Origin of the sequence: Variovorax sp. SRS16, assembly GCF_901827165.1 — a bacterium.
Classification (GTDB): Bacteria; Pseudomonadota; Gammaproteobacteria; order Burkholderiales; family Burkholderiaceae_C; genus Variovorax.
The window spans coordinates 91,841-111,816 of the sequence record NZ_LR594667.1 but is presented as its reverse complement, the minus strand read 5'-3'; the positions used below and the strand labels follow the sequence as shown (position 1 = coordinate 111,816).

At 61.4% G+C, this 19,976-nt stretch carries 21 protein-coding genes and 1 pseudogene; 15 read left to right on the top strand and 7 right to left on the bottom strand.

What is annotated here, in order from left to right; genetic code table 11:
• Nucleotides 1-680: 680 nt before the first annotated feature.
• Nucleotides 681-1,094, bottom strand: coding sequence for a helix-turn-helix domain-containing protein (locus E5P2_RS38405; protein ID WP_443083474.1), 414 nt, complete (start codon nucleotides 1,092-1,094; stop codon nucleotides 681-683).
• Nucleotides 1,095-1,147: 53 nt separating this feature from the next.
• On the bottom strand, nucleotides 1,148-2,257 hold the full coding sequence (locus E5P2_RS28485; protein WP_162570736.1) for a tyrosine-type recombinase/integrase: 1,110 nt from the start codon (nucleotides 2,255-2,257) through the stop codon (nucleotides 1,148-1,150).
• A 271-nt stretch (nucleotides 2,258-2,528) separates the two neighbouring features.
• Here E5P2_RS28485 and E5P2_RS28480 point away from each other — a divergent pair, with 271 nt between their 5' ends.
• Entirely contained in the window at nucleotides 2,529-2,975 is a 447-nt protein-coding gene (locus tag E5P2_RS28480; protein ID WP_162570735.1) for a hypothetical protein, read from the top strand.
• Nucleotides 2,976-3,422: 447 nt separating this feature from the next.
• Here E5P2_RS28480 and E5P2_RS28475 read toward each other — a convergent pair whose 3' ends face one another.
• Nucleotides 3,423-4,220 carry an esterase/lipase family protein gene (locus E5P2_RS28475; RefSeq protein ID WP_162487203.1) on the bottom strand — a complete coding sequence of 266 codons (798 nt, stop codon included), beginning with the start codon at nucleotides 4,218-4,220 and terminating at the stop codon, nucleotides 3,423-3,425.
• A 349-nt stretch (nucleotides 4,221-4,569) separates the two neighbouring features.
• Between E5P2_RS28475 and E5P2_RS28470 the strand changes: the two genes are divergently transcribed.
• The 3 genes and pseudogenes from E5P2_RS28470 (at nucleotide 4,570) to ygiD (ending at nucleotide 6,473) form a co-directional block, all read left to right on the top strand.
• Entirely contained in the window at nucleotides 4,570-4,809 is a 240-nt protein-coding gene (locus tag E5P2_RS28470; RefSeq protein ID WP_162570734.1) for a hypothetical protein, read from the top strand.
• A gap of 94 nt (nucleotides 4,810-4,903) precedes the next feature.
• Complete coding sequence (locus E5P2_RS28465; RefSeq protein ID WP_162570733.1) at nucleotides 4,904-5,167, top strand: hypothetical protein; 264 nt, start codon at nucleotides 4,904-4,906, stop codon at nucleotides 5,165-5,167.
• 401 nt (nucleotides 5,168-5,568) lie between these two features.
• Nucleotides 5,569-6,473: pseudogene (ygiD, locus tag E5P2_RS28460) on the top strand (4,5-DOPA dioxygenase extradiol).
• Between the two features lie 58 nt (nucleotides 6,474-6,531).
• On the opposite strand, the gene E5P2_RS28455 reads toward ygiD, so the two are convergent.
• The 3 genes from E5P2_RS28455 to E5P2_RS28445 all read right to left on the bottom strand — a co-directional run bounded on the left by E5P2_RS28455 (nucleotide 6,532) and on the right by E5P2_RS28445 (nucleotide 8,919).
• The gene (locus E5P2_RS28455; RefSeq protein WP_162570732.1) at nucleotides 6,532-7,251 is read right to left on the bottom strand and encodes a hypothetical protein; all 720 of its coding nucleotides are present in this window, start codon (nucleotides 7,249-7,251) and stop codon (nucleotides 6,532-6,534) included.
• Between the two features lie 169 nt (nucleotides 7,252-7,420).
• Entirely contained in the window at nucleotides 7,421-8,230 is an 810-nt protein-coding gene (locus E5P2_RS28450) for a hypothetical protein (RefSeq protein WP_162570731.1), read from the bottom strand.
• Nucleotides 8,231-8,337: 107 nt separating this feature from the next.
• Nucleotides 8,338-8,919 (bottom strand): hypothetical protein, encoded by a 582-nt coding sequence (locus tag E5P2_RS28445; protein ID WP_068679190.1) that lies wholly within the window; start codon nucleotides 8,917-8,919, stop codon nucleotides 8,338-8,340.
• Nucleotides 8,920-9,048: 129 nt separating this feature from the next.
• On the opposite strand from E5P2_RS28445, the gene E5P2_RS28440 reads away from it, so the two are divergent.
• The 3 genes from E5P2_RS28440 to E5P2_RS28430 all read left to right on the top strand — a co-directional run bounded on the left by E5P2_RS28440 (nucleotide 9,049) and on the right by E5P2_RS28430 (nucleotide 13,582).
• Entirely contained in the window at nucleotides 9,049-9,486 is a 438-nt protein-coding gene (locus E5P2_RS28440) for a hypothetical protein (protein WP_068679188.1), read from the top strand.
• Nucleotides 9,487-11,350: 1,864 nt separating this feature from the next.
• Nucleotides 11,351-12,259, top strand: coding sequence for a hypothetical protein (locus E5P2_RS28435; RefSeq protein WP_162570730.1), 909 nt, complete (start codon nucleotides 11,351-11,353; stop codon nucleotides 12,257-12,259).
• 12 nt (nucleotides 12,260-12,271) lie between these two features.
• Nucleotides 12,272-13,582: a DNA topoisomerase gene (locus E5P2_RS28430; RefSeq protein ID WP_068679181.1), complete on the top strand. Its 1,311-nt coding sequence runs from the start codon at nucleotides 12,272-12,274 to the stop codon at nucleotides 13,580-13,582.
• A 68-nt stretch (nucleotides 13,583-13,650) separates the two neighbouring features.
• Here the strand turns inward: E5P2_RS28430 and E5P2_RS28425 are convergent, their stop codons facing one another.
• Nucleotides 13,651-14,295, bottom strand: coding sequence for a hypothetical protein (locus E5P2_RS28425; RefSeq protein ID WP_068679179.1), 645 nt, complete (start codon nucleotides 14,293-14,295; stop codon nucleotides 13,651-13,653).
• A 228-nt stretch (nucleotides 14,296-14,523) separates the two neighbouring features.
• Here E5P2_RS28425 and E5P2_RS28420 point away from each other — a divergent pair, with 228 nt between their 5' ends.
• The 8 genes from E5P2_RS28420 (at nucleotide 14,524) to E5P2_RS28385 (ending at nucleotide 19,930) form a co-directional block, all read left to right on the top strand.
• Nucleotides 14,524-14,718, top strand: a complete 195-nt coding sequence (locus tag E5P2_RS28420; protein ID WP_068679177.1) for a hypothetical protein — start codon at nucleotides 14,524-14,526, stop codon at nucleotides 14,716-14,718.
• A gap of 305 nt (nucleotides 14,719-15,023) precedes the next feature.
• On the top strand, nucleotides 15,024-15,362 hold the full coding sequence (locus E5P2_RS28415; protein WP_068679175.1) for a single-stranded DNA-binding protein: 339 nt from the start codon (nucleotides 15,024-15,026) through the stop codon (nucleotides 15,360-15,362).
• A 225-nt stretch (nucleotides 15,363-15,587) separates the two neighbouring features.
• Nucleotides 15,588-15,809, top strand: a complete 222-nt coding sequence (locus E5P2_RS28410) for a DUF2274 domain-containing protein (RefSeq protein WP_068679172.1) — start codon at nucleotides 15,588-15,590, stop codon at nucleotides 15,807-15,809.
• Between the two features lie 11 nt (nucleotides 15,810-15,820).
• Entirely contained in the window at nucleotides 15,821-16,261 is a 441-nt protein-coding gene (locus tag E5P2_RS28405) for a hypothetical protein (protein WP_068679170.1), read from the top strand.
• Between the two features lie 69 nt (nucleotides 16,262-16,330).
• Nucleotides 16,331-17,077 carry a hypothetical protein gene (locus E5P2_RS28400; protein WP_162570729.1) on the top strand — a complete coding sequence of 249 codons (747 nt, stop codon included), beginning with the start codon at nucleotides 16,331-16,333 and terminating at the stop codon, nucleotides 17,075-17,077.
• A 44-nt stretch (nucleotides 17,078-17,121) separates the two neighbouring features.
• Nucleotides 17,122-17,886: a hypothetical protein gene (locus tag E5P2_RS28395; RefSeq protein WP_068679167.1), complete on the top strand. Its 765-nt coding sequence runs from the start codon at nucleotides 17,122-17,124 to the stop codon at nucleotides 17,884-17,886.
• Entirely contained in the window at nucleotides 17,883-18,929 is a 1,047-nt protein-coding gene (locus E5P2_RS28390; protein WP_162570728.1) for a TraU family protein, read from the top strand. Before E5P2_RS28395 ends, E5P2_RS28390 begins: the two co-directional genes overlap by 4 nt.
• Nucleotides 18,930-18,952: 23 nt before the next feature.
• Complete coding sequence (locus E5P2_RS28385) at nucleotides 18,953-19,930, top strand: TrbC family F-type conjugative pilus assembly protein (RefSeq protein ID WP_162487202.1); 978 nt, start codon at nucleotides 18,953-18,955, stop codon at nucleotides 19,928-19,930.
• Nucleotides 19,931-19,976: the final 46 nt, after the last annotated feature.

The window sequence follows — 19,976 nt, the reverse complement described above, 5'->3', positions numbered from 1 at the left end:
CGCTGAGGGTGGCGTGGGCGATGGTCTGAGCGGCGAACTTCTCGAACAGCGCTCGCGCCCAGCCGTGTGTCAGCCTGCCCGCAAGAAGGGCAACTTCGTTTGCGAGAGCGCGGCGCCAGTAACACTGGACACACTCCGCGGCGGAGTGGCGCTCGCTGGAGCGACCGCACCTGGAGCAGCTAAACGCCACAGGCTCCACGCATCGACGGCAGAGGGCTTTGCCCTCCGGCGAGTGCGCGACAACCTTGCGGTGCTTGCGGCAGCGCGAACAGGTTTGACAGTCGGGCCGGGCGCAGCGCGGGCAAACCGGCGACGTGATGCCGAGCGCGAGATTGGACTCGAAATGGCGACTCTCTCGACCACAGCGCGTGCAGTTCCCAGGAGGCTCGTAGAACCGACGGCAGTAGCCGCAAGCGTAGCCGCCAGGCACTTCGAACGACGTACGATGCACCGGTTTGCTGCATCGCATGCAAGCAAACGCGGTCGATGGCCTACATCGGCGGCAGTAGGCAGGTTCCATCCCTTGGTGACTTCGGGTGCTCGCTCCGCAGGTTGAGCAGGGCACCGGTAGGAACGCTCGCTGGTAGCAGGCGCCGCAGACCGGCCGTTGCGCGAGCCGTGTCGCCACCTTGATGAGGACGGGGTTGGCGCAAAGGGCGCAGGACTCAGCCACCGTGTCCCTAGCTCGCGCCCAAAGGGCGGACAAATGCGAGGGATGCCAGGGAGGGACCCAGGATGTCCCGGGGCACACTCGGGGGCACCGCAGAGGCCGCAGGATGCTTGGTTCGCGGAGCCTTGGGTGTGGAGGGCGCAACGCCGCGAGCGGGGCGAGCAGAATCTTTGGCCGAACCCGCAGGCCCAGCAGCGGGTGGTGCGCCGGTCGGCTCCAGGCGCAGCAGCTCATGGGCGTCGCAATCGAGTTCCCGCATCAACGCGCCCAGTAGCTTCACGTTCAGCTTGGACGGCAGGCCCGCAACTATGCGCGTGAGCTGTTTGCGGGTGAGTCCGACGGCGTAGGGCTCCAGCCGGCGCGACAACTCAGTAGCGGTTCGAATGCCACGCTCCGACATGACCGTGTGCAGACGCCACAGCACCACGCAACTTGCCGCTGGCGGCGCCGCGGCAGGGGTCAACTGGCGGACGTCGCTCACTCGGTCGCTCCATCGGCCTTCAGGTTTCTGGCGATGGCGGCGTTAAACGCCCCGCGGATATAAGCATCTGGATGGTGGATGTAGACCTGCATGGTCGAGCCGTGCGCATGGCCGTGGCGTTGCCGGTTGGACTCCAGGCTGAGGCCGCTCATGTCATCCGACGACATCGATGTGTGGCGAAGGCAGTGTGGCACCAGCTCGATGGGCAGGCCCGCAAGCTCGATGATTCGGCGGAATTCGCGGTGAAAGGCACTGTAGCTCAGTCGCTTGCCCTGTTCGGAGAGGAACATTGCCTTTTCTCCGGGTGCTGCCTTCGCCAGGTAGTTCGGGCGCACGTGTTCCATGTACCAGGCCAGCGCGTGGCTCAGGGCGACCTTCAGGATGGGAACCTGTCGCCACTTGCTGCCCTTGCCGAACACGCGGACGATGCCGAAGTCCCCCATTGCGGGCTGTTCGGGATTCGGCTCGAACGAATCGGTGTCCAGGCCCAGGACTTCATCGGCGCGCAGGCCCATCTCGAGGGTGCTGCCGAACATGGCCTTGTTGCGCTGGTGGGCACGCACCCCTTTGGAGCCCTGCTGGTAGGCGAGGGCCATCTCAAGGTCGATGCGCTCCAGGAAGGTGGCAGCCTCGGCCTCCGTGAAAGAGCGGCGCGAGTTGTTGCGCTCGAGTTCGCGCTCACGCCGGTGGATGATGGAGTTCTCGGGCGTGGAGACCTGCACGAGCTCCACCCCCAGCGTCTGGCGGATGTCGGCCTTGAAGCGCGGCTCGCGCAGGAGGTAATCGAAGAAGACGCGCACGGCGGTCTGGTAGGTCCTTTGGGACGAAGCCACGACGCCGCGCTCAAGATAGAGGTGGTTGCTCCATCGCTCGAAGTGCTCCGGGCGCAGCTGACCAGGCAGTGCCCTCGCATGGTTGAGAAAGAGCAGGACGAGGTTCTCGTCGCCTTTGATGGTCTTCACCTTGTGACGGCGGCTGCCTCGGTAGGCCCGATAGGCGGTGAATAGCCGCTCGAGCAGTGCGCGCTCCTTTGGCTTGGCCCAAGGTATGAACTCGACACTGGCACTGTCATCGTAGATTCTGCTAGTATCTGTGTTAGTTCGCATGGACAATGGGCGCTTGGTGCGCGCTATAGGGACATTGGCCGCGATTTTAGGAAGCCGCGCACGCCCGGCAAGCGGTTTCGGATACGAAATCCATTACACCTGCGCGCGCCGGCGCATGGCGTGCGCCTCCGGGACCTCCCCTGTCCCGCGATTTTTCGCTAAGTGCCTGTCGCGCCTCGGAATTCCGCCAGAAGCGAACGTTGGAGAAATTTCGGCGAACGTTGTGGGGTCGGAGCGCTATACGCACAAGGTAAACAACCAGGAAAGACCAATGTCCAAGAAGAACGAGCCGTGGCTCTCCGCCGCGGAGGCGCTCAAGCGCATGAACCAGGTCCGGAGCGCAGTCGATGGCGCACGCCCATTTCTCGTTCAGGCGGCCGTCTTCGGCCGAATGCAGGCTTGCACCATCGTGGAGCTCAGAGCTGCGATGGTCAACCCCTTTCAGGGGGTCAGCCGGGGCGGGCGTCCTGTCATCGTTGCGCTCCGCTCGTCGGAACCGACGGCGATGCTCACCCTCGACCAGGCTATCGCCGCGACCGAAGCGCTGGCTGCCTCCACCGGCGAAGGAGTTCCCTTCCTGGCAGGAAGCAGCGAACAGTCGTTCCAGCTCTGCGATATCCGCCCCACTAAGGGCGGTGCGGATGACTACTTCAAGGTGGTGACGCGCGGCGGGGTCAGCGTCGTTTACGCAATGCAAACCATCCCGCGCAAGGACTGATTCTCGGCCCACGATTCCCTCGTGGGCCCTTTTTTGCCTTGGCAGCGAAGCTTGAGCTCAAAAGAAAGCCCCTCAACGAATCCGGTGAGGGGCTTGAGAGGAATCACGGACGTCCGTGTCCCGGGCCGCGCAATCGACGGTCCGCGTAGCGAAGACCTGTCACCTTGACGCCCTGCGTCCTAGGCTCTGCCTGATGGGCAACAACACACACGATTTGGGGCAGCAAACGTCCCTCATACACGCGCACTTCAAGAGTGGAGCCATCCTCGGATGGCGACCTCGTGGGAGGCGTGCCAGCTTTGTTTTGCATCTTGATTGTTCCTGAGTTGACCTACAAGGCTGTATAGAAAATACGGTACTTGAATGCGACCAGCCTAAAACGTTTCTCCAAGGCAAAAGAAAGCCCAACCGCGGATGCGGTCGGGCTTCTAGAATGAGGATTGAGGCCTAGGCCTTATCCTTGAGCAACGATGCGATACGTTCAGCCGGCAAGCCGGTAAGAACGGATGCGTGCGTCGCGACAGTTCTGATGACCTGCTCGGCTTGAAGCCGCATGCCAGGCGCAAGCTGACTTTGACGGCTGATGGTGCCGTCGCCGTCGGACTCAGCGCTGTCCTCTGTAACTGCGTAAACCAGCGTGAAGTGCGTTTCGAGCTGACTGCCGTAGATGGATTGCAGCGTCCGACTCCCGGGCGAGAGGTCGTGCCAGCTATCACGGCAGGGCGTCAAAAACGACATCATTGAGCCGATACCCGCGCCCCAGTGACCGCCCCAAGGGGTGGCCACCGTGACGAGTTGGTCGACATGCATGTGCTGCTCCAGCGCCTTGACAAGATGCCAAGCCACAAGGCCGCCCATGCTGTGAGCAACAACTCGGATACGTTGCATGCCCGCTTCGTCCATCAAGCGAAGGACTTCCTTTGCAAGGCGTCCGCCACTCACTGCGACAGCGTCACCACTTGCGTAGTAGGCATACCAGGCTTGCTGTTTGGATGTGTCCAGCTTGCCTGCAACGTCCACAAAATCTCGAGGTGAGCCAGAGGACCCGTGCACGAAGAGCACGACTTCCTTGCTGACATCGACCGGCTGGCCCATGTAGACCCCAAAGTGCTTGAATTCCTGGGGCTTGACGGAGCCGACCTCCGCCACGGACACGTCGAAACGTGCATCGAGAGCGATGTCGACTACCTCGGCAGCATGAAGATGCGAAAAAACAAAAGAGAGAACGAGAGCAAGCCATTTCATGGCATTTCCTAAGAGAGTTGACCTGCTCTCTGTAGGAACGTCGCCTATGCGACCGCCCAGCGGGACCTCGAGATGGGCTATGCCCCTCGGGAAATCATGACTCTGCAGAGGGGACAGGGCTTCGCCGACCTGCTCCCTCAGCTCGTTACGGAGCTGCGTGGCCGGGGAGTTGATGACGAAGGAGGATGGGACTGCGCAGCGGCGCGAGACATTCCGGTGCTCACCGCTTCTCCCCAGGACGCTCCCCTTGCCGTCAATGGGTACCTCACAGTTCCGGGCACTCCGGGCAGCCAGGACGTGAACGTAGACGCCCGCCTCGTGGTTCGTCAAGGCCGGAGACGAGGCCATCATGGAACTTGTCGGAAATGGGATGCAGGGCGAGGCCGCTGCCTTCGTGCTGAAGTCTCTCCTCGATGGAGGCCAGGCAGACGCCCCTGCGGCGCACGAGCAGCACTTTCTGGCAAGGAAGCGTAAACCGGGCCTTGCCTGCGGCGTCGATTTTCGGCTAGACGTCCCTCAAGCCCTCAACTGGCTGGAGACCAATCGTCCGGACCTGTACCACGCGCTTGGAATCAAGCGCATCAGCTGATTGCCATTACGGCACCGAAGGCGCTCGTATAGCGCCTTCGTTTTCGCCTGAGCGGGCATGACGAGCTACACGTCAGAGGACAAAGGAGCAATACATGTTTTTTGAAAAAGGCACGAAGGTGCGCTTCACGGCTGAAGCCCTAGTTCGTAAGGGACCGTCGGAGTCCAAGCGCTACTCAGGTCGCACCGGCGAGGTCACTGGCTACCGCATGGGCGCTGTCGCCCCCATCGTCAGCTTCCCGAAGGATGGTCGCCGCAAGGAGATGCGTCTCTTCGAGGTCTCCGTCAAAGACCTCGAAGTCGTGCCCGCGGCCCAGCCCCGGCAAGGGTCGAAACCGCACCGCGTGCTCGCCCCTTGAGGCCTACGCCCGGAGATAGAAAGGGCCGGGGTTGAAGCACCAGCTCATGCCTATTTCCCAATCTGGAAGGCTTCGCAACCTGGGCAAGGGCAAATGACCTGGCTACGTCGTGGGCTTTCGAGCACGACGGTGGTGGGATTGAGAGCTGGTTCGTCCTTTCCGTCCGACCGCTCTAAGCAGCTGATTCGTGAGCCCCGCATTCCTTCGTGGATGCGGGGCTTCTTCCTTCCCAAGAAAAAGCGCGGCCTTGCGAGTCCAGGTCCGCACCTACAATCGGCGGGAGGGCCTCGGCCCTGTCCCCGCGGGCGGCCGGGCCCATACAAAGCGTCCGGCTATACGAATTCCGTCCCGTTCCGAGCCCCTTCGCCTGCTGCTCTGCTTCGAGCAAGTCTCCTGAAAACATGTTCTCTGCCGACTCAAGCCGCCGCGGCTTTCTGCTCCAAACGTCTGCGCATGGCGCGACGGCCGCCCTTGCATCGCTCTCGAGCCTCGCCCATGCGGCGGCGGAGAAGCGCGGCAAATCCGTTGCTCGCATGCCCACAGTTTTCATTGGGCATGGCAGCCCGATGAACGCCATTCGCGACAACGAGTTCACCCTCCGGATGTTTGCGTGGGGCCGAGCTCTGCCGACACCCACTGCCATCCTCAGCGTCTCCGCGCACTGGCTCACCCAAGGCGCCACGGGCGTAGGCGTTCAAGAGCGTCCAAAGACCATCCACGACTTCGGGGGCTTCCCCCAGGCACTCTTCGACATGGAGTATCCCGTGCCAGGCCACCCTGTCTTGGCTCATCTTGCTGCTGGCTTGGTCAAGCAGGGGCGCGTGGTCCCAACGCAGCAGTGGGGCCTGGACCATGGCACGTGGACAGTCCTCAAGCACCTATACCCCAAGGCGGACGTGCCGGTCTTCCAGGTCTCCGTCGACTACGAGAAGCCGGCTTCGTTTCATTACACAGTCGGCCGTGAGCTGGCCGCCCTTCGGGACAAGGGCGTTCTCATCTCGGAAGCGGCAACGTGGTGCACAACCTTCGTGCCACGGACCGAGGGGTCGCGGACGCGCTCACGGCGAGCCGGCCCTGGGCGCAGTCGTTCGATGACGCCGTGAAGGCTGCACTCGCCGGAAGGGACGACAAGGCCCTCATCAATTTCAGCAAGCTCGACGGGGCATCGGTTGCCGTAGCGACGCCCGACCACTACTACCCCTTCATGTACCCGCTCGGAGCCGCAGGCGGCGGTGAGCGCGCGCAAACCATCTACGAAGGCTTTCAATCCGGGACGCTCAGCATGCGTTGCGTTCAGTTCGGTTAAGCCTGGCCCACCAAGGCAAAAAAAGGGCCGACGTCGTGAAACGTCGGCCTTTCGAATGTCAGCGGGAGTAGGCCGTAGACGGGAGCTGAGCGGGTTGAGCTTTCCAAGCACCGCTCACCCCGTCAATCTCGTCCATCCACACTGTCCGCGTCGGTTTGTCACCGATGCCTATGCATCCTCTCCGACCGCGCTCCGACAGCTTCCTAATTGCCATCCGACGCCGCACCGCTGCCGTCAACCCGATTTCCTGCGAGCAGAAGAACCCGGGAGCCCCTCGGAACGAATCGGGATGGAACTCGACGCAATCCCGGGCGACCACGCCGTGAGGCTGCGCTGAGTCGAATGCCAGCACGGTGCCGAGTTCCAGTGGAATTCTTCGTTCCAGGAACGGGAAGTAAACGTCCCACGGGGTCTTGTCAGACAGCCATAGCACGCAGAACACGTCATTTGGGAAGTACGTCGCATCGTGGTGGTACTGCGCGCCGGCACAAGCCAGCAAGGATGCTCTGCAGCTGAAGCTACCGAACCCTTGTGCCTGCAGCCACATGGAAGTGGCTTTGACGGCTTGGGCAAAGACCTGCGAGCGCGTGCCGTTGAGCGAAGCGATTGAGCCGGGTGCGGCTCCGTCCCGCCGAAACTGCGAGGTCCAGCTTTTAGTGTCAGCCGGCGGCACCGGCTCCATAGCCAGCCGGCCGGAAAGTACGGTCTGCGAAATCGTTCGCTTTCCGCCAGTCGGAAGGACGACGAGCGCCTCTTCAGGTGTCAGTGGTTGCCACATAGTTGCTCATAGAGTTGCCCTTCTTGGTGTAGCCAGCCGCCTCAGGTCCGCGCAATCCGGCAAATCTACTACTACCGTTCCGGCCACCGCCACCGCCCAAAAGGAAACGACCGCTCGAGAGCGGTCGTCGGGTGGAAATCAAAGGCAAGAGCCCTGACGCTGGATGGACTCAGGCCAGCTTGGCTTCAGTCGTCTGTTGCAGGGCGGTCAGGGCCATCCTCGCGGAGATTTCAGAACGGAAGTTTTGCTCCTCGCCGGCGAGCCACTTGCCAGGAATCCGGCCGTCGACCTGCAGGTACTCGATGACCGACATCCGCTCCGAGAACGAGGGTCGGCAGACCTCTTCGCGCACCTGATGCAGCGTCTGCGCATCGCCCAGGACCACGGCAAACTTGAGCATGTCCAAGGTGAACTGGCGATTGCGCCCATAGAGCACGCCCCGAGCTTCGCTAGCGCACGCCCCCGCTTCGGGGAAGTGCGTCAGCGGCGCAAGCGACGCCAGAAAGTCCAGAGTGGCGACTCGGCTCGCGTTGATGCGGCGGTTGTGCCGCGCCAATGCGAATGCGTATTTCACAGAGGTGCCAGGGCCTTCCGGGGTCGGCACCGCCTCGTGGAACTGCTCGTCGCCGAACAGGTCCGCAAACTGTTTGCAAGCCGAGCCTTCCAGGCTCAGTGGCAGCGGACGGATGTCGTGCTCGACGCCTTCGTCCCGTCCTGCGGCGTGAATGTGGTGGAAATAGGCCTGCAGAAGCAGCCGCTCTCTTGCCTCGCCAGCCGCACTCTGAGGCGCGACTTTGAAAACGCATTGAGGCTCGTCCCGCAAGCAGACCTCGGCAAGGGCGCCTCGAAGGGGCGCCAGGCACACCTTCGGTCGGCCATCGTAGTCGCGCAGGCCGTTGAGTACCTGCGAAAGGAGCGATTGGATAGTCGTAAAGCAACGGGCAGAAAAGTGAAGGGTCCTCATTTCAATATCTTTCATGGTGTTGGTTTTCCTCCACCGTGTAGCCAACCCATGCGGGCCGCGGGCCGGAACCTTAGCGCTTGAGAATCGCGTAAGGTCGCGCCCTTCACAGGTGAATCTGGCCGTCAGTAGGAGGTCGGCGGCGCGGCGCTGAGGAGTCGGACCTCGAACACGTACCCGCTGCGGTCAATCCGGAAGCTCTGCCCCGGACGCACCTTGTCGGTCCCACTCAATTTGGTCTCCTGGAGCTCCGGAACATGGAGGCGTATGGCCACGCCCTCCCCCTCCACGGCCACCCATCGGGCAATCTGAGCCGCGGAAAGGTCGTACTGGACGTACGCGAGACCATCTGACTCATACAGCGGCTTGAGGGAGAGCTCATAGCCGACCTTTACCGCCTGCGGCGAAAGCGCGGGCGCTGTGGCAACGTGCTCGGCAGACCGAGCCGGCCCTGCGGGGCTCGAGGCGAGGTAGGTCACCTGCCGAAAGTTGGATGTGCTCGCCGTGTCGCCCGTCTGGCTCGCCAAGCGACTGGTTGCGGTCGTCACGCAGGGGTGGAACGCGTCTTCGACCTTCTCGACACGCCGGCAAACGTGTACAGAAAACACATACTCTGCACTCTTCTCGGTGGGCACAGGCGGCAGGTTCTGAGCTGTCGACGCTTGCGCCGCCACAATCGAGACGACGAATAGAAGCTGCTTGAACATAGGGTGGCTGGCTGACAATCCCTCGTGTAGGCCCTCCTCCTTAAATCCAGCCGCCACGCACCACGCCGTCAGAGACCGCAGCAGCGCCTATACAAGGAATGCCGACAGGCAGACCTCAAAGGAAACACAATGAACTTCAAAGAATTGATGGAGCTGGCTCGCTTCCGCCCCGTCGCCGTCGAATGCCTCCCCCTGGCTGAGGACTGGGAAGCCTACCCCGAACGCGGCATGCGAATGCACGTGACAGGTGGAACCGTCCAGCACGACGATGTTGGCAAGCTGCAGGTGGATTTCACGGCGTTCGAAGAATTCAACCGCCCTCTCGAAAGCGCCAACTACAACGGCCCGGGAGGAAAGCCCATCACGGCTCGCGAGTACGGTGACTACAAGGTCATTGACACAGTCTACGTCGACCCTACTCAGGACATCTCGGGGTACGTGCAACTACTGGATGGCGGAGCGCAGGTGCTGCTCGCAGAGTTCAGCGCACTGCCCACCCCTCGACCGTCGTACGTGAGCTGGCTCGAAGCCCGACTGGTGGAGCTGCGTCAGCGGCCTGCCAGTTGATGCCGACGCAGCAGACTGGGCCCCTCAAGGTGGTGCCGAAGGCGCCCCACTACACGGCAAAGCGTCGCTTGACGAGGAGGCCACCCCCAGCTCGTCAAGCCCAAGCCGACCCCCTACGACCTTACGCAGTACGTGCGTCTGTTGCTTGTCCCGCGTAACATCGTCTCCCGCGTCCACCTGTCCATCGTCGCTGAGAACAAGCTGGCCGTTCGCGTCTGGCACTAGACCACTACCAATTCGAACCCTCAAAGCGCAAGCTTCGAGGGTTCTTTCTTTTGCCGCGGAGCAAGCCCACAGGGGCCCGTTCTGGGCCTCTGCGGACGCCCGCAGCCCTAGGGGGCGAACGTGCGCGAGTCGCTTACCAGCGCAAACGAGACAGCTGGCCACTCAGGTGCGCTTTTCAGGTGGCCCAGCGCGTGGCCGACAGGGCTTCGCTCGGAGCGAAAAGCCTGGTGCACGAACGCGGTCCAAGCCAGTGTACGGGCCATCTCGGTCACCCTCTCGATGCCCATCCGAAATGACGGGACGATTACGCTCTCGATGTGCGCCATTGCCGTCTCGCTCAGGTGGAAATGGTCAGCCGAGGAGAGCGTATAGGCGACGTTCTCCAGGGGAAGACATCCGATGTAGCCGTTTGGATGCGTGAACTCTAGTTCGGAGAACAAGAGGTCCCCGAACACCTGCCGGCGCCAGGCCTCTCGGTCGTAGAGGCGACGGCACGTTCGCGCTCCTCCGCGATGCGAGCCCCAAGCGAGGGGAGGCTCCCATCACCCTCCGAGCATGCCCAGATATCGACGCCGCGGCCCCCGTGGCTGCTCGATACCCTCTCGAGCTGGCGAACCAGGTCGTCGAGAACCAACTCGTACTCGGACCTGTCAAAGGTGAACTGAAGCAAAGGGCCAGCGCCTGGAAGTCTTACGAGCTCGACGCCGTGCTTCCCGGTCGGAATCAGCCAGGAGAGGGTGTCCGCCGTGGCTCGCAGTTCGCTCGGCTCATAGATGCCGATGCACCCTGCGACACCGCAGGAGCACGTGAAAAAGTCCACCGGAGCGGCGTTATGCGCCCTCAGCGCAAGAACCAACCCTACGTCGAAGAAGTATCGGCCACTCGGGTCGAGGCGCTGACCGTTAACCAGGGGGTGCACGGCTACGCTAAGTGGTTCCGTTTCTCCTGGTACGGCGGCGGCCGCAGGTTCGACGTGGAAGGATAGTTTGTGCAGCATCGAAGGTCCAAAAGCTTTGGCCCTCGAACCCGAGAGCCACGTCGATATAGGGGACGCGATTTATATCGAGGGCGAGGGTTCCTAGGGGTCATTGGCCAAATCCGGAGCCTAGAAGGCACCGGGAGGTACAGACAACTGAGCAGCGCGCCAAAGCTTCGAGCAGTGTGGCCCTTGCCGGTGGCCGGCTTGCCTCTCGCATGCGCGCGGGCACAAGCACGAGCTCGCGGGCGCGCCATGCGCGAGACTCTCTTCTTGATTGAGGGTTTTAGAAGAACTCTCAATCTAGAGAAAGACTTTAGGTAGCAAACCTTTTTATGCAAAACCAGCCCGAGGGAAGCTGGCGTGGAGGGCCCTCCCTGCACGAGGGGGCAAGAGGCAGAGTCCTCCGCGCAAGCAGGGTTGCCCCTGGATGGTGGCGGACGAACGTGCCCGGACCTGACGGCTAGCCAGCACGTCGTAGGCCACGAGGTTTCCACTGAAAAAGTCTTTTCCGTCAACCACTTAGCGCTTGGATTCGGCGTTTAAACACGCTGTACCTATTCGTTGGGTAGCCGCTTGCCTGTTTCACCCCCTGTTTGCGTCGTCTAAACGGGCCCGAAGCAAGCAAGCGGTGTTTCCCTTTCATCGCTCCATCGAACCCGTATGCCTCAACCCTATACGCCGACCACCAAAGATGGTCGCGCCGTTGCCGACGAGAATGAGCTGCGCATCTTGAAGGCCCTGCGCCACTTTGGGCATCTTCGCCGTCAGGAGGTCGCTTCCGCCGTCTGGCCACGGTCGTCGGGAACCAGCGCCTATGTCATGGCTGGGCGAACCGTCAAACGCATGCTAAGCAAAGGCATGCTCCTCGAGAAGGCCAATACGCTTGGCGGCTATTCGCTCGTCCTCGCCTCGAAGGGTGTCGCCCGCCTCAAGGATTTCGACATTGTCGCGCAGGAAGGCTATGAGCTGGCCTTCAACGGGCCTCAGTTCTTCCACCGAACTCTCGGAACGAACTACCTCATCGAGCGAGCTCGCGCCGGCGACGAAATTTTCGGCGAATACGCTCTCCTGAAGGGGTGGTCGCCCGTGGACAAGGAATACGTGCGTGAGCGCTTTCGCAAGATTCCTGACGGGCTCATCGTTTATTCCGGCGCGACCGCTGGGTTCACCGACGGTACTCGGGTTGCCGACTGGGTTGAGGTCGAGTCGGCCTTCAAGCCGTACGAGGAGGTCAAGAAGGCGCTGGAGCTCCTGACCCGCGACTCGCAACTGACGAAGAGCGGAGGACTGCTGCTAAACAAGCTCGTCTTCGTCTACGACTCCCGGCACAAGCACGACAAGCAGCTGCTTCGCTACATCGCGAAGTTCCTGAAGGAATACCCCGGCCTGACTCCGGAGCTCGTGCTCGCCGAAATCATCCTCGCCCGCTGCTTCGTGGACGTGCCTTTCAGTTGGCATGGCGTGGAGGAGACCACTGCGCTGGACCTCATGCGCGCCGCCGGAGACCTCGAAACCGATTCACTCGACGCACCCGCCGCTGATACCGCCCCTTCCCAACCCGACCTCTGAACCAGACCACAAATGCCTACCGTTATCCTTACCGAAAAGTCCTCTGTCGCCAACGATATCGCTGCAATCATGGGCGTGAAGTCGAAGTCGCGCTTCCACATCGAGGCCAAGGACGGAACCCTCATCACCTGGGCCCGTGGCCACTTGCTCGAGCTCGTCGACCCGGAGGTCTACTCCAAGGACTGGGGCGGCTACTGGAAGTGGGCGCAACTTCCCATGATTCCTGAGAACTGGAAGTACAGCGTGGTGCGCGGCTCCGGCGACCAGGTGAAGGCCATCGCAGCACTGCTCAAAACCGCCACTAAGGTGGTCCTGGCGACCGACGCGGGACGGGAAGGCGAACTCATCGGCCGCCTCATCCTGGACCATTGCAAGTACCGTGGCCCGCTGGAGCGATTCTGGGCCAGCGAAATGACACCTGCGGGCATCAAGAAGGCCTTGGGGACACTGCTGCCTGGCTCGTCCAAGGACCCGCTCTACGAGGCGGCCAAGGCGCGGCAGCACGCCGACTGGATGTACGGCATCACGGGGACGCGTGCGGTGTCCCTGGCGGCGAACGTCCGCGGCGACTACTTTCCGCTCGGACGGGTCCAGACCCCCACCCTGGCCCTCATCGTGCACCGCGACAAGGCTATCGCTGACTTCAAGTCGTCGTCGTATTACGAGCTGGAGGCGAGCTTGACCACTGCGAGCGGGAAAGCCTTCAAGATGTGGCACGCACCGGCGGAAGACAAGCGCATCACCGAAAAGGCGGACGCCGAGAAGATGATGAGGCAGGCCGAAGGCGCCACCGCTCCGCTGCGAGTGACCCGGGAGCCCGGTTCGGAACGTCCCCCGCTTCCCTATTCGCTGCCCACGTTGCAGCGCGATGCCAACCGGGTACTCGGCTTTTCGGCAGCTCGAACACTCGAGCTTGCCCAAAAGCTGTATGAAAAGAAGGTTACGAGCTATCCTCGGACAGACTGTGAATACCTGGCGGAGAACCAGAAAGCCCAGGTAAAGGAGGTGCTCGACTGCGTGCGGCTCACGGCGCCCTCCAAGGTCGATGAGCTCCTCCGCCAGGGAATCGTCATGCGCTCGACCACCTTCGACGACTCCAAGCTCTCGGACCACCACGGCATCATCCCGACCTACATGCTCGTCGACTTGGCCCCCGACGAGCAGCAGCTCTATAACCTCATCAGCCTGCGATATCTCCAGGCGCTCGGCCAAGACATGCGCTACGACCAAACGAAGGTGTCGATGAACGCCAACGGCGTCGAATTCAAGGCTGCAGACCGGGTGATTTCGTCGCCGGGTTGGCAGGCCCTCGCTGACGCCTAAGGCAAGAAAAAGGGCCCCGCAAAGCAGGGCCCTTTAAAATCAAAAGCGCGTCATACCGACGCCAGTAGTCATTCATCAGCACCGCCTTCCAGGGACGACGCTTCGCTCAACCGCTTCGCACGTTCCTGTTCGAGGCCCTTAAACGCTTCTGCAATGCGGTCCAAGCTCAGTTGCTCGGGCAGCAACCGGCGCTGAGTCGCCTTTTCGTACAAACGGGCTACCAAGTACTTCGTCTCAAGCGTCCCGTGCAGGACGTCGGGCGTTATCAGGTGGCCCCACTCGCTGTCCTGGGTGATGAACTCGAGCACACGGGGAACCTCCCTCTCCAGCTGCGATGGGCTCGCATACAGGTCGGACACGGTGATACGGCCTGCCATCAGCAGAACCGTAAGCCGCGGAATACCAAGGTACTCCGCGCACTTGACGGAGAACTCTTCTGAAATCGCCTTTGTCGGGCGTGTTCCGTTCCTCAGCTGGGTGATGTACCCGTAGGTGACGCCCAGGTGGTCCTTGGCCATCTCTACCCCCGTGTGACCTAGGTAGTCCGCACGGCGCTTCAACGCCGCGACCAGGTAGGCACCCGGGCGCAGCAGTGAGTTCTCGTCAAACTCACCATTCCATGGGGGAACCTCCACAGGCGCATTCGACGGAGCGGCGCGGGAAGCGCGCTTCGAATCGAGCGGAACCACAGTCGTCACATCATTCTTGGTCATAGATACCTCTTGGCGCGCGAGGGCGCCACCTTGTTATTGGGATGCCTTTCGGAACTCGCCGCTTGATAAGGCGCTGACGCGCACTGCAACATTTTCCTACTACGTAAAGCTACCGGCTTGAAACTGACCGTTCATTTTATACCAGAGGATGACCTGACACCAATACTGGTAGCCGTTTGCGCCTTGTACCTACACCAAGCAGTTCAACTTTTTCTTCATGAGGTCATCATGGCTGCAAACATCTTCGGTTTTCTGGGCTTCCTGTTCCAGCTGGTCGCACTCGGCGGATTCCTCTGCTTCGTCGGCTGGCAGGTGCGCAAGGTTCTGAATGCTCGCGCTGCGTCCCGGCAGCAACAGCGTGCCAAGGAGGTTGCAGCAATGGTCGCTGCCTCCAGGTCACGTCAAAACGCCCGCGCCTTCTGACGCGTTCGTTCTGCCCTGATTCAAGAGCTCCTTCATGGAGCTCTTTTTCTTTGGCGTCCGCCGGCCCTGTCGTCCTCCAACCCTAAGACGGCGGTACGCCGGGCGGCCGCCATGCGCCGACCCTAAAACCGTAAGCAGGAGCGAGCAGAACCGCTTTAGGGGTGGCCACCGGGTTTCCTGCGCTACCTATATGAAGAGGTGCTCGTGGGGGCGACGCACCACTTACAAGCCATTTATTTTGCCGATTCGTTCTTCCCCGCACATGCGGACGATGAGGCGCCACTGTTCTAGATTAGGAGTTCCCCATGATTGTCTTCGGTAACATCGCTGCGCAGCCCGAAAAGAAAACTGCCCGCGAGTCCGGGAAAGAATACTACACGCTCCGCCTTGCGGAAAATCAAGGCAAGGACGCCAACAGGACGACCACCTGGTACGACGTCGTCGCCTTCATCTCCGAGATGGAAGCCGACATGCTGAACAAGGGCATGCTGGTCAAGGTGATGGGCGTCCTGAATGCCGAGACCTACCAACGCAAGAGCGACTCGACCTGGACGTCGGCCCTGAAAATCCGTGCCTTCAAGGTCGAGCCCTACGAGCCGAAGCCCCGTCCCCAGCAGGATGGCGGCGACGACAGCCAAGGCTAACTCTCCGTCATTCGAAACCCCGGCGCCACATGGGCCGGGGTTTTTCTTTGGGGGCTAACCACGCCAGTGCGTCTCACCTGGCGCACTAGAACCTAAATCGCGTCTAAACTGATACTGGCACTGTTTATTCTTTGACAGTTGGTGTTACTGAAGCTATACTTTCACTGTCGTTTAAGCGCTGGTCGCTAACAACTATCACCAACACAACTTTCGGTACCTGTCACCATGAAGCTCAAGAAAATCACCCTGCGCGAACCCGTCGAACGCCTGGCCGTCAGTGTCAAGAAGTCCACCGCGGACCTGGTCGAGGCCTATCGCCAGGAGTACAAGGCCGCGCACGGCGTCGAGATTGAGACCAGCGCCCTCGTGGAGACCATCCTCAAGGAGTTCATCACCTCCGACAAGGACTTCATGAAGAAGTACGAAGCGAGCAAGGCCGGCGCCTGACCGGCGGCTGGATGGAGAGCCCCGTAGCAGGGCTTGAAATCTGGAAACAGCGAGGAGAGCTTAAGTACGAACTCTCCCTCCCTGTCGAAACACCCTCGAACAACGTCATCAAGGGCCTTCACTTTCACGCATACAAGGATTTGCGGCGCCAATGGCGAATGATGGTAAAGGCGGCCCTCAAGGGCCAAAAGCCAGAAGCCCCCGTCGAACGGAGCTTCCTGGTGGTGACAAGAGAGTGCGCCGGCGGCGGACTGGACTGGGACAACGCGTACGGAGGGATGAAGCCAATGCTTGACTGCCTGGTAGCGCCCTCCGACAAGAACCCCGACGGTCTCGGCCTGATTCTGGATGACAACCCCAAAGCCATGCCTTTCCCCCCGTTCGTGCGGCAGTTGCCGGCGAAAAGAGGTGCCGGACGCACCTTGGTTCAGATTTACGAACTGACCACCTAAAACGTATTTTTGGATTGAGGCGGCCGCCGCCCAGCCCGCCTCTCAATCACTTGGAAACTGGAGCCTCGAATGTCTGAAGTCGCTGTCAAAACTGCTAAGCCTACCCGCCAACGCAAGGACGTGGTCCCCCCGGAGAACCTGACCTCGGACATGTCGCTGTTCGACTACCTGTCGCAGTGCCAGCCGCCGCTGGACCAGAAGATTATCGACATCGCCTGCTCCCAGAACCAAGTGCCGCCCGAGCTCAAGAAGGAGGCGGCGCAGGAAATCCGCATGATGTGGTTCACCCTGAGCCCTGATACGGCGAAGTACAAGCCCGGCCAGATTGCGGCCTACGCTCACCGGATGGCTGGGCACGCAGCACTGCGTCTTCGGCGCGAACTCGGCTCGTCGGTGCGCCTGCCGGGCTCGGCGTTCCGCAAGCGCAAGGACGGCAGCTCCTACGTGACCCCCGGCGTGCTCGCCGCAGCCCTGGAGTGGGACAAGCTCGAGGGCTGGTTTCAGACCGACGGCGGCGAGGGTGCGGACAGCGGAATGGCCCCCGAAGGCCTGCCTGACGGCCTCGGCCTGAACCCACTCATGGCTGCCGACGGCGAGCCCGCCATCGAAGAGGACGAAGACCAGGCGATGCGCGACGAGCGCCAGGAGCTCCTCGAGCGGCACCGTGACGACCTGACGCCGCGGCAGTTCACCATCATGGGCAGCCTGATTGGCGGCAGTTCGTTCGACGACGTCATGAAAGAGCATGGCATCAAGAACGGCGTGCTCATGCGTGAGGTTGCCATCATCAGCTCCATCGTCGGCGTCCTGGACTGAGCCATTTGGCTATAGGTTGCACAACCCTCTACCGAAATTCCACGATGAAACTAGCCCTGTTCGCCACCGCGCTCCTGGCCATGGTCGGCCTGGCCCATGCCAAGGACCACGGCGTCCAAGGGAACGTCTGGCCCATCATCGAAGTAGACATGCGCCAAACGATGCTCGAGTCCGCGTCTCGTACGGACTGGAACAAGGTGAACAAGCAGGTGGTTGAAAGCGGCAAGAAGTTCCTGTCGAACCTGCCGAAACGCCAGCTGCCCCAAGCCAACGAGACCGGTACAGCGTACTTCGACCCGTCCCTGGTCCTCACTTCGGACATCCAAGCTCCTGTGAAGCAAAGCGATGGCAGCTACAAGTGGGAAGTCCTTGCTGCCAAGGGCACCAAGGTGAACCCGCTTGACTCATACCACCCGGTCACCGCCCTCTTCTTCTTCGACGGGTCTCAGGAGGACCAGCGGGAGCTTGTCAAGAAGGTCTTTGCCGCTGAGCAGGACCGAATCGTCCCCATCGAAGCCGGCAGTGGCGACGTGAAGGACCTTGGTGACATCTTCAAGCGCCCCATCTTTCACGCGAGTGACGCGCTCATCAGCCGCTTCCAAGTGAAGTATCTGCCTGCCCTGGTCTACCCGGGCACGGGCGTGAACTCCAAATACATCGCGGTTACTTCCTTCGGCCAGCCATTTCAGACCGACGAGGTCCTGCACGCCTGGGATGAGCTCAAGCCGAAGCAGTCAGAGCTGTCGGCAGGGGCGTTGGCCGTTTCCGTGCCTGCCTCCGCGCCATCTTCCTCTGGAGTGACCCAATGAACGTCTTCAAGAAGCTTTTTGCCGCTGTTCTGATGTGCTGCGCCTTCGGCGCTTCTGCGCAGCAGGATGAATCTGGGGTTACGGGCGAGGCGCAGGCTGCCATCTGCACGGGCGAGATGTTCAATCCGATGAACATCGACTGGAACAACCTGTACCCCATCACGATTGTCGGCATGCAAATCAACGGGTCCGGCTACAACGAGAACCCGGTGTTGATGCAGGCGATGCCCCCCATCTGCTACTGCCCTTCCGTCATGACCTACGGGTACCCGACCATGGGCGAGGGCCTCACTTACTGGGAGCCGATGTACCTGGTGGAGGTGGAACGCCGCCCCGGGTGCATGCCCTCAATGGGCGGCATGCAGGTTCTCAAGACCTATGCGAACCAGGGCTCCGAGAAGTCGACGGGTGAAGGCCTGGAAAAGCGGCAAGCCAACCGCATGAACGTCCACTTCATCACCTACCCCGTGCTGGACATGATTGACCAGGAGCTTCTCGCGTACTGCAAGAACCCCTCGGGCGTGGACGTCACGTACATGACCGAGGTCGACCCAATGTGGCAGGACGATACCTGGAGCGGCATCTTCACCCCAGAAGCTTCCATCTTTACGGGGCTCACCGCTCACGCCGCATGCGCGGTCGACGCCGCGGCCTCGACCCTCGGCCACACCATTGATGCCCTGTTCTGGTGTGCCGGAGCATGGGGAAATCTGTACCCCTTATCCGGCAACACGTCCCATGCCGGCCAGGACTTTGCAGAGAACAACCTCATTGCGGCCAAGTTCATCGCACGCTTCAGCCGTCTGGGATTGCTGTTCACCACCATCGGTCCCTCGGCTATCTGCGCGTCACATCCGAATCCCATGGTCGTTAAGGGTCAGTACCGGTTCAACCAGGTTGGCCCTATCAACCGTACCGGCCGAGCAGTGGTCTTCGGCGATATGGCCGAATTCCAATATCCGCCGACGTCGAACGCCCCTACCCAGGAGCACACCATCAACATGATTTGGCAAGGCAAACAATGCTGCTACCGCGTACCGTGATGAACAAGTGCTTGACCGTATCGATGGCTGCAGCCATCGTGGCCTTCGCCCTGAGCGCCCAGCAGGCCCGCGCCCAAGACACTGCCGACGGAACCGAAGCGCCCGCCGAGAAGCAAGATGCCGGAGCCCTCTACGTGCCATACGGCAACCTCAAGGACGCGGACCCCCAACAGGTTGAGGCGGCCCGAAAGCTCGGCGAGACCCTGGCTGTTGACCTGCTCACCGCATATGAGAAGGCTGTTCCCGACCCGGAGTTCGCCGAGCGAGTGGCCCGCGGTAAGAAGAATGCCGACGACATCGCGGACCAGTCAATCGCTGGCGAGCGTGACAAGGTTCTGGAGTTCCTGGGCATCAGCCCCAAGCGGAGGTCCAACCTTTACTACTTCGTGTCTTGGTCAATGCCGCTGGAAATGCTGCGGTCTTACGCCGTCGAGGCCATGTGGTCTGGCGGCACGCTGATTTTCCGGGGCGCGCCTCCGGGGCGAAGCCTCGGAGACTTTGTGAGCGAAGACCTCACGAAGCTGAACTACGGCAAGGGTGCGTCAGCCAATATTTCGATTGACCCGCGCATGTACGACGCCTACCAGGTCACCACGGTTCCGACCATCGTGCTGACCACCTATCGCGTGGAGATGCAGTGCACCGGAATCGAGCCGCGCAAGTTCAAATACCGCGGGCAGGACCTGCAGTACAACACCTGCCCGCCGCTGGACCCGGCCAAATACTCGAAGGTTTCGGGTGCCGTCACTGCAAACTATGCCCTCCAACAGTTCCTCGACGACGGCATGGAGGATGCAACGCCCTACATCAAAGCTCTGGCGCGCGGATTCGCCCTGGGCGATACTCCTGCAAAAGAGCAAAAGCCGTTCACGGGCAAATGGGAAGACTTTAAGTCGCCATCGGAGCGCTTGAAGGAAGAGGAAGGCATCCGCAAGGCCATGGCTGATGCCCTCGCCGCGAAGGCGCTGCAGAACGCCTCAGCACTTCCACCCCAGAAATGATGCGCAAAGGCTAAGTGGGGTCTCTGTACCTATACGTTGGAGCAAC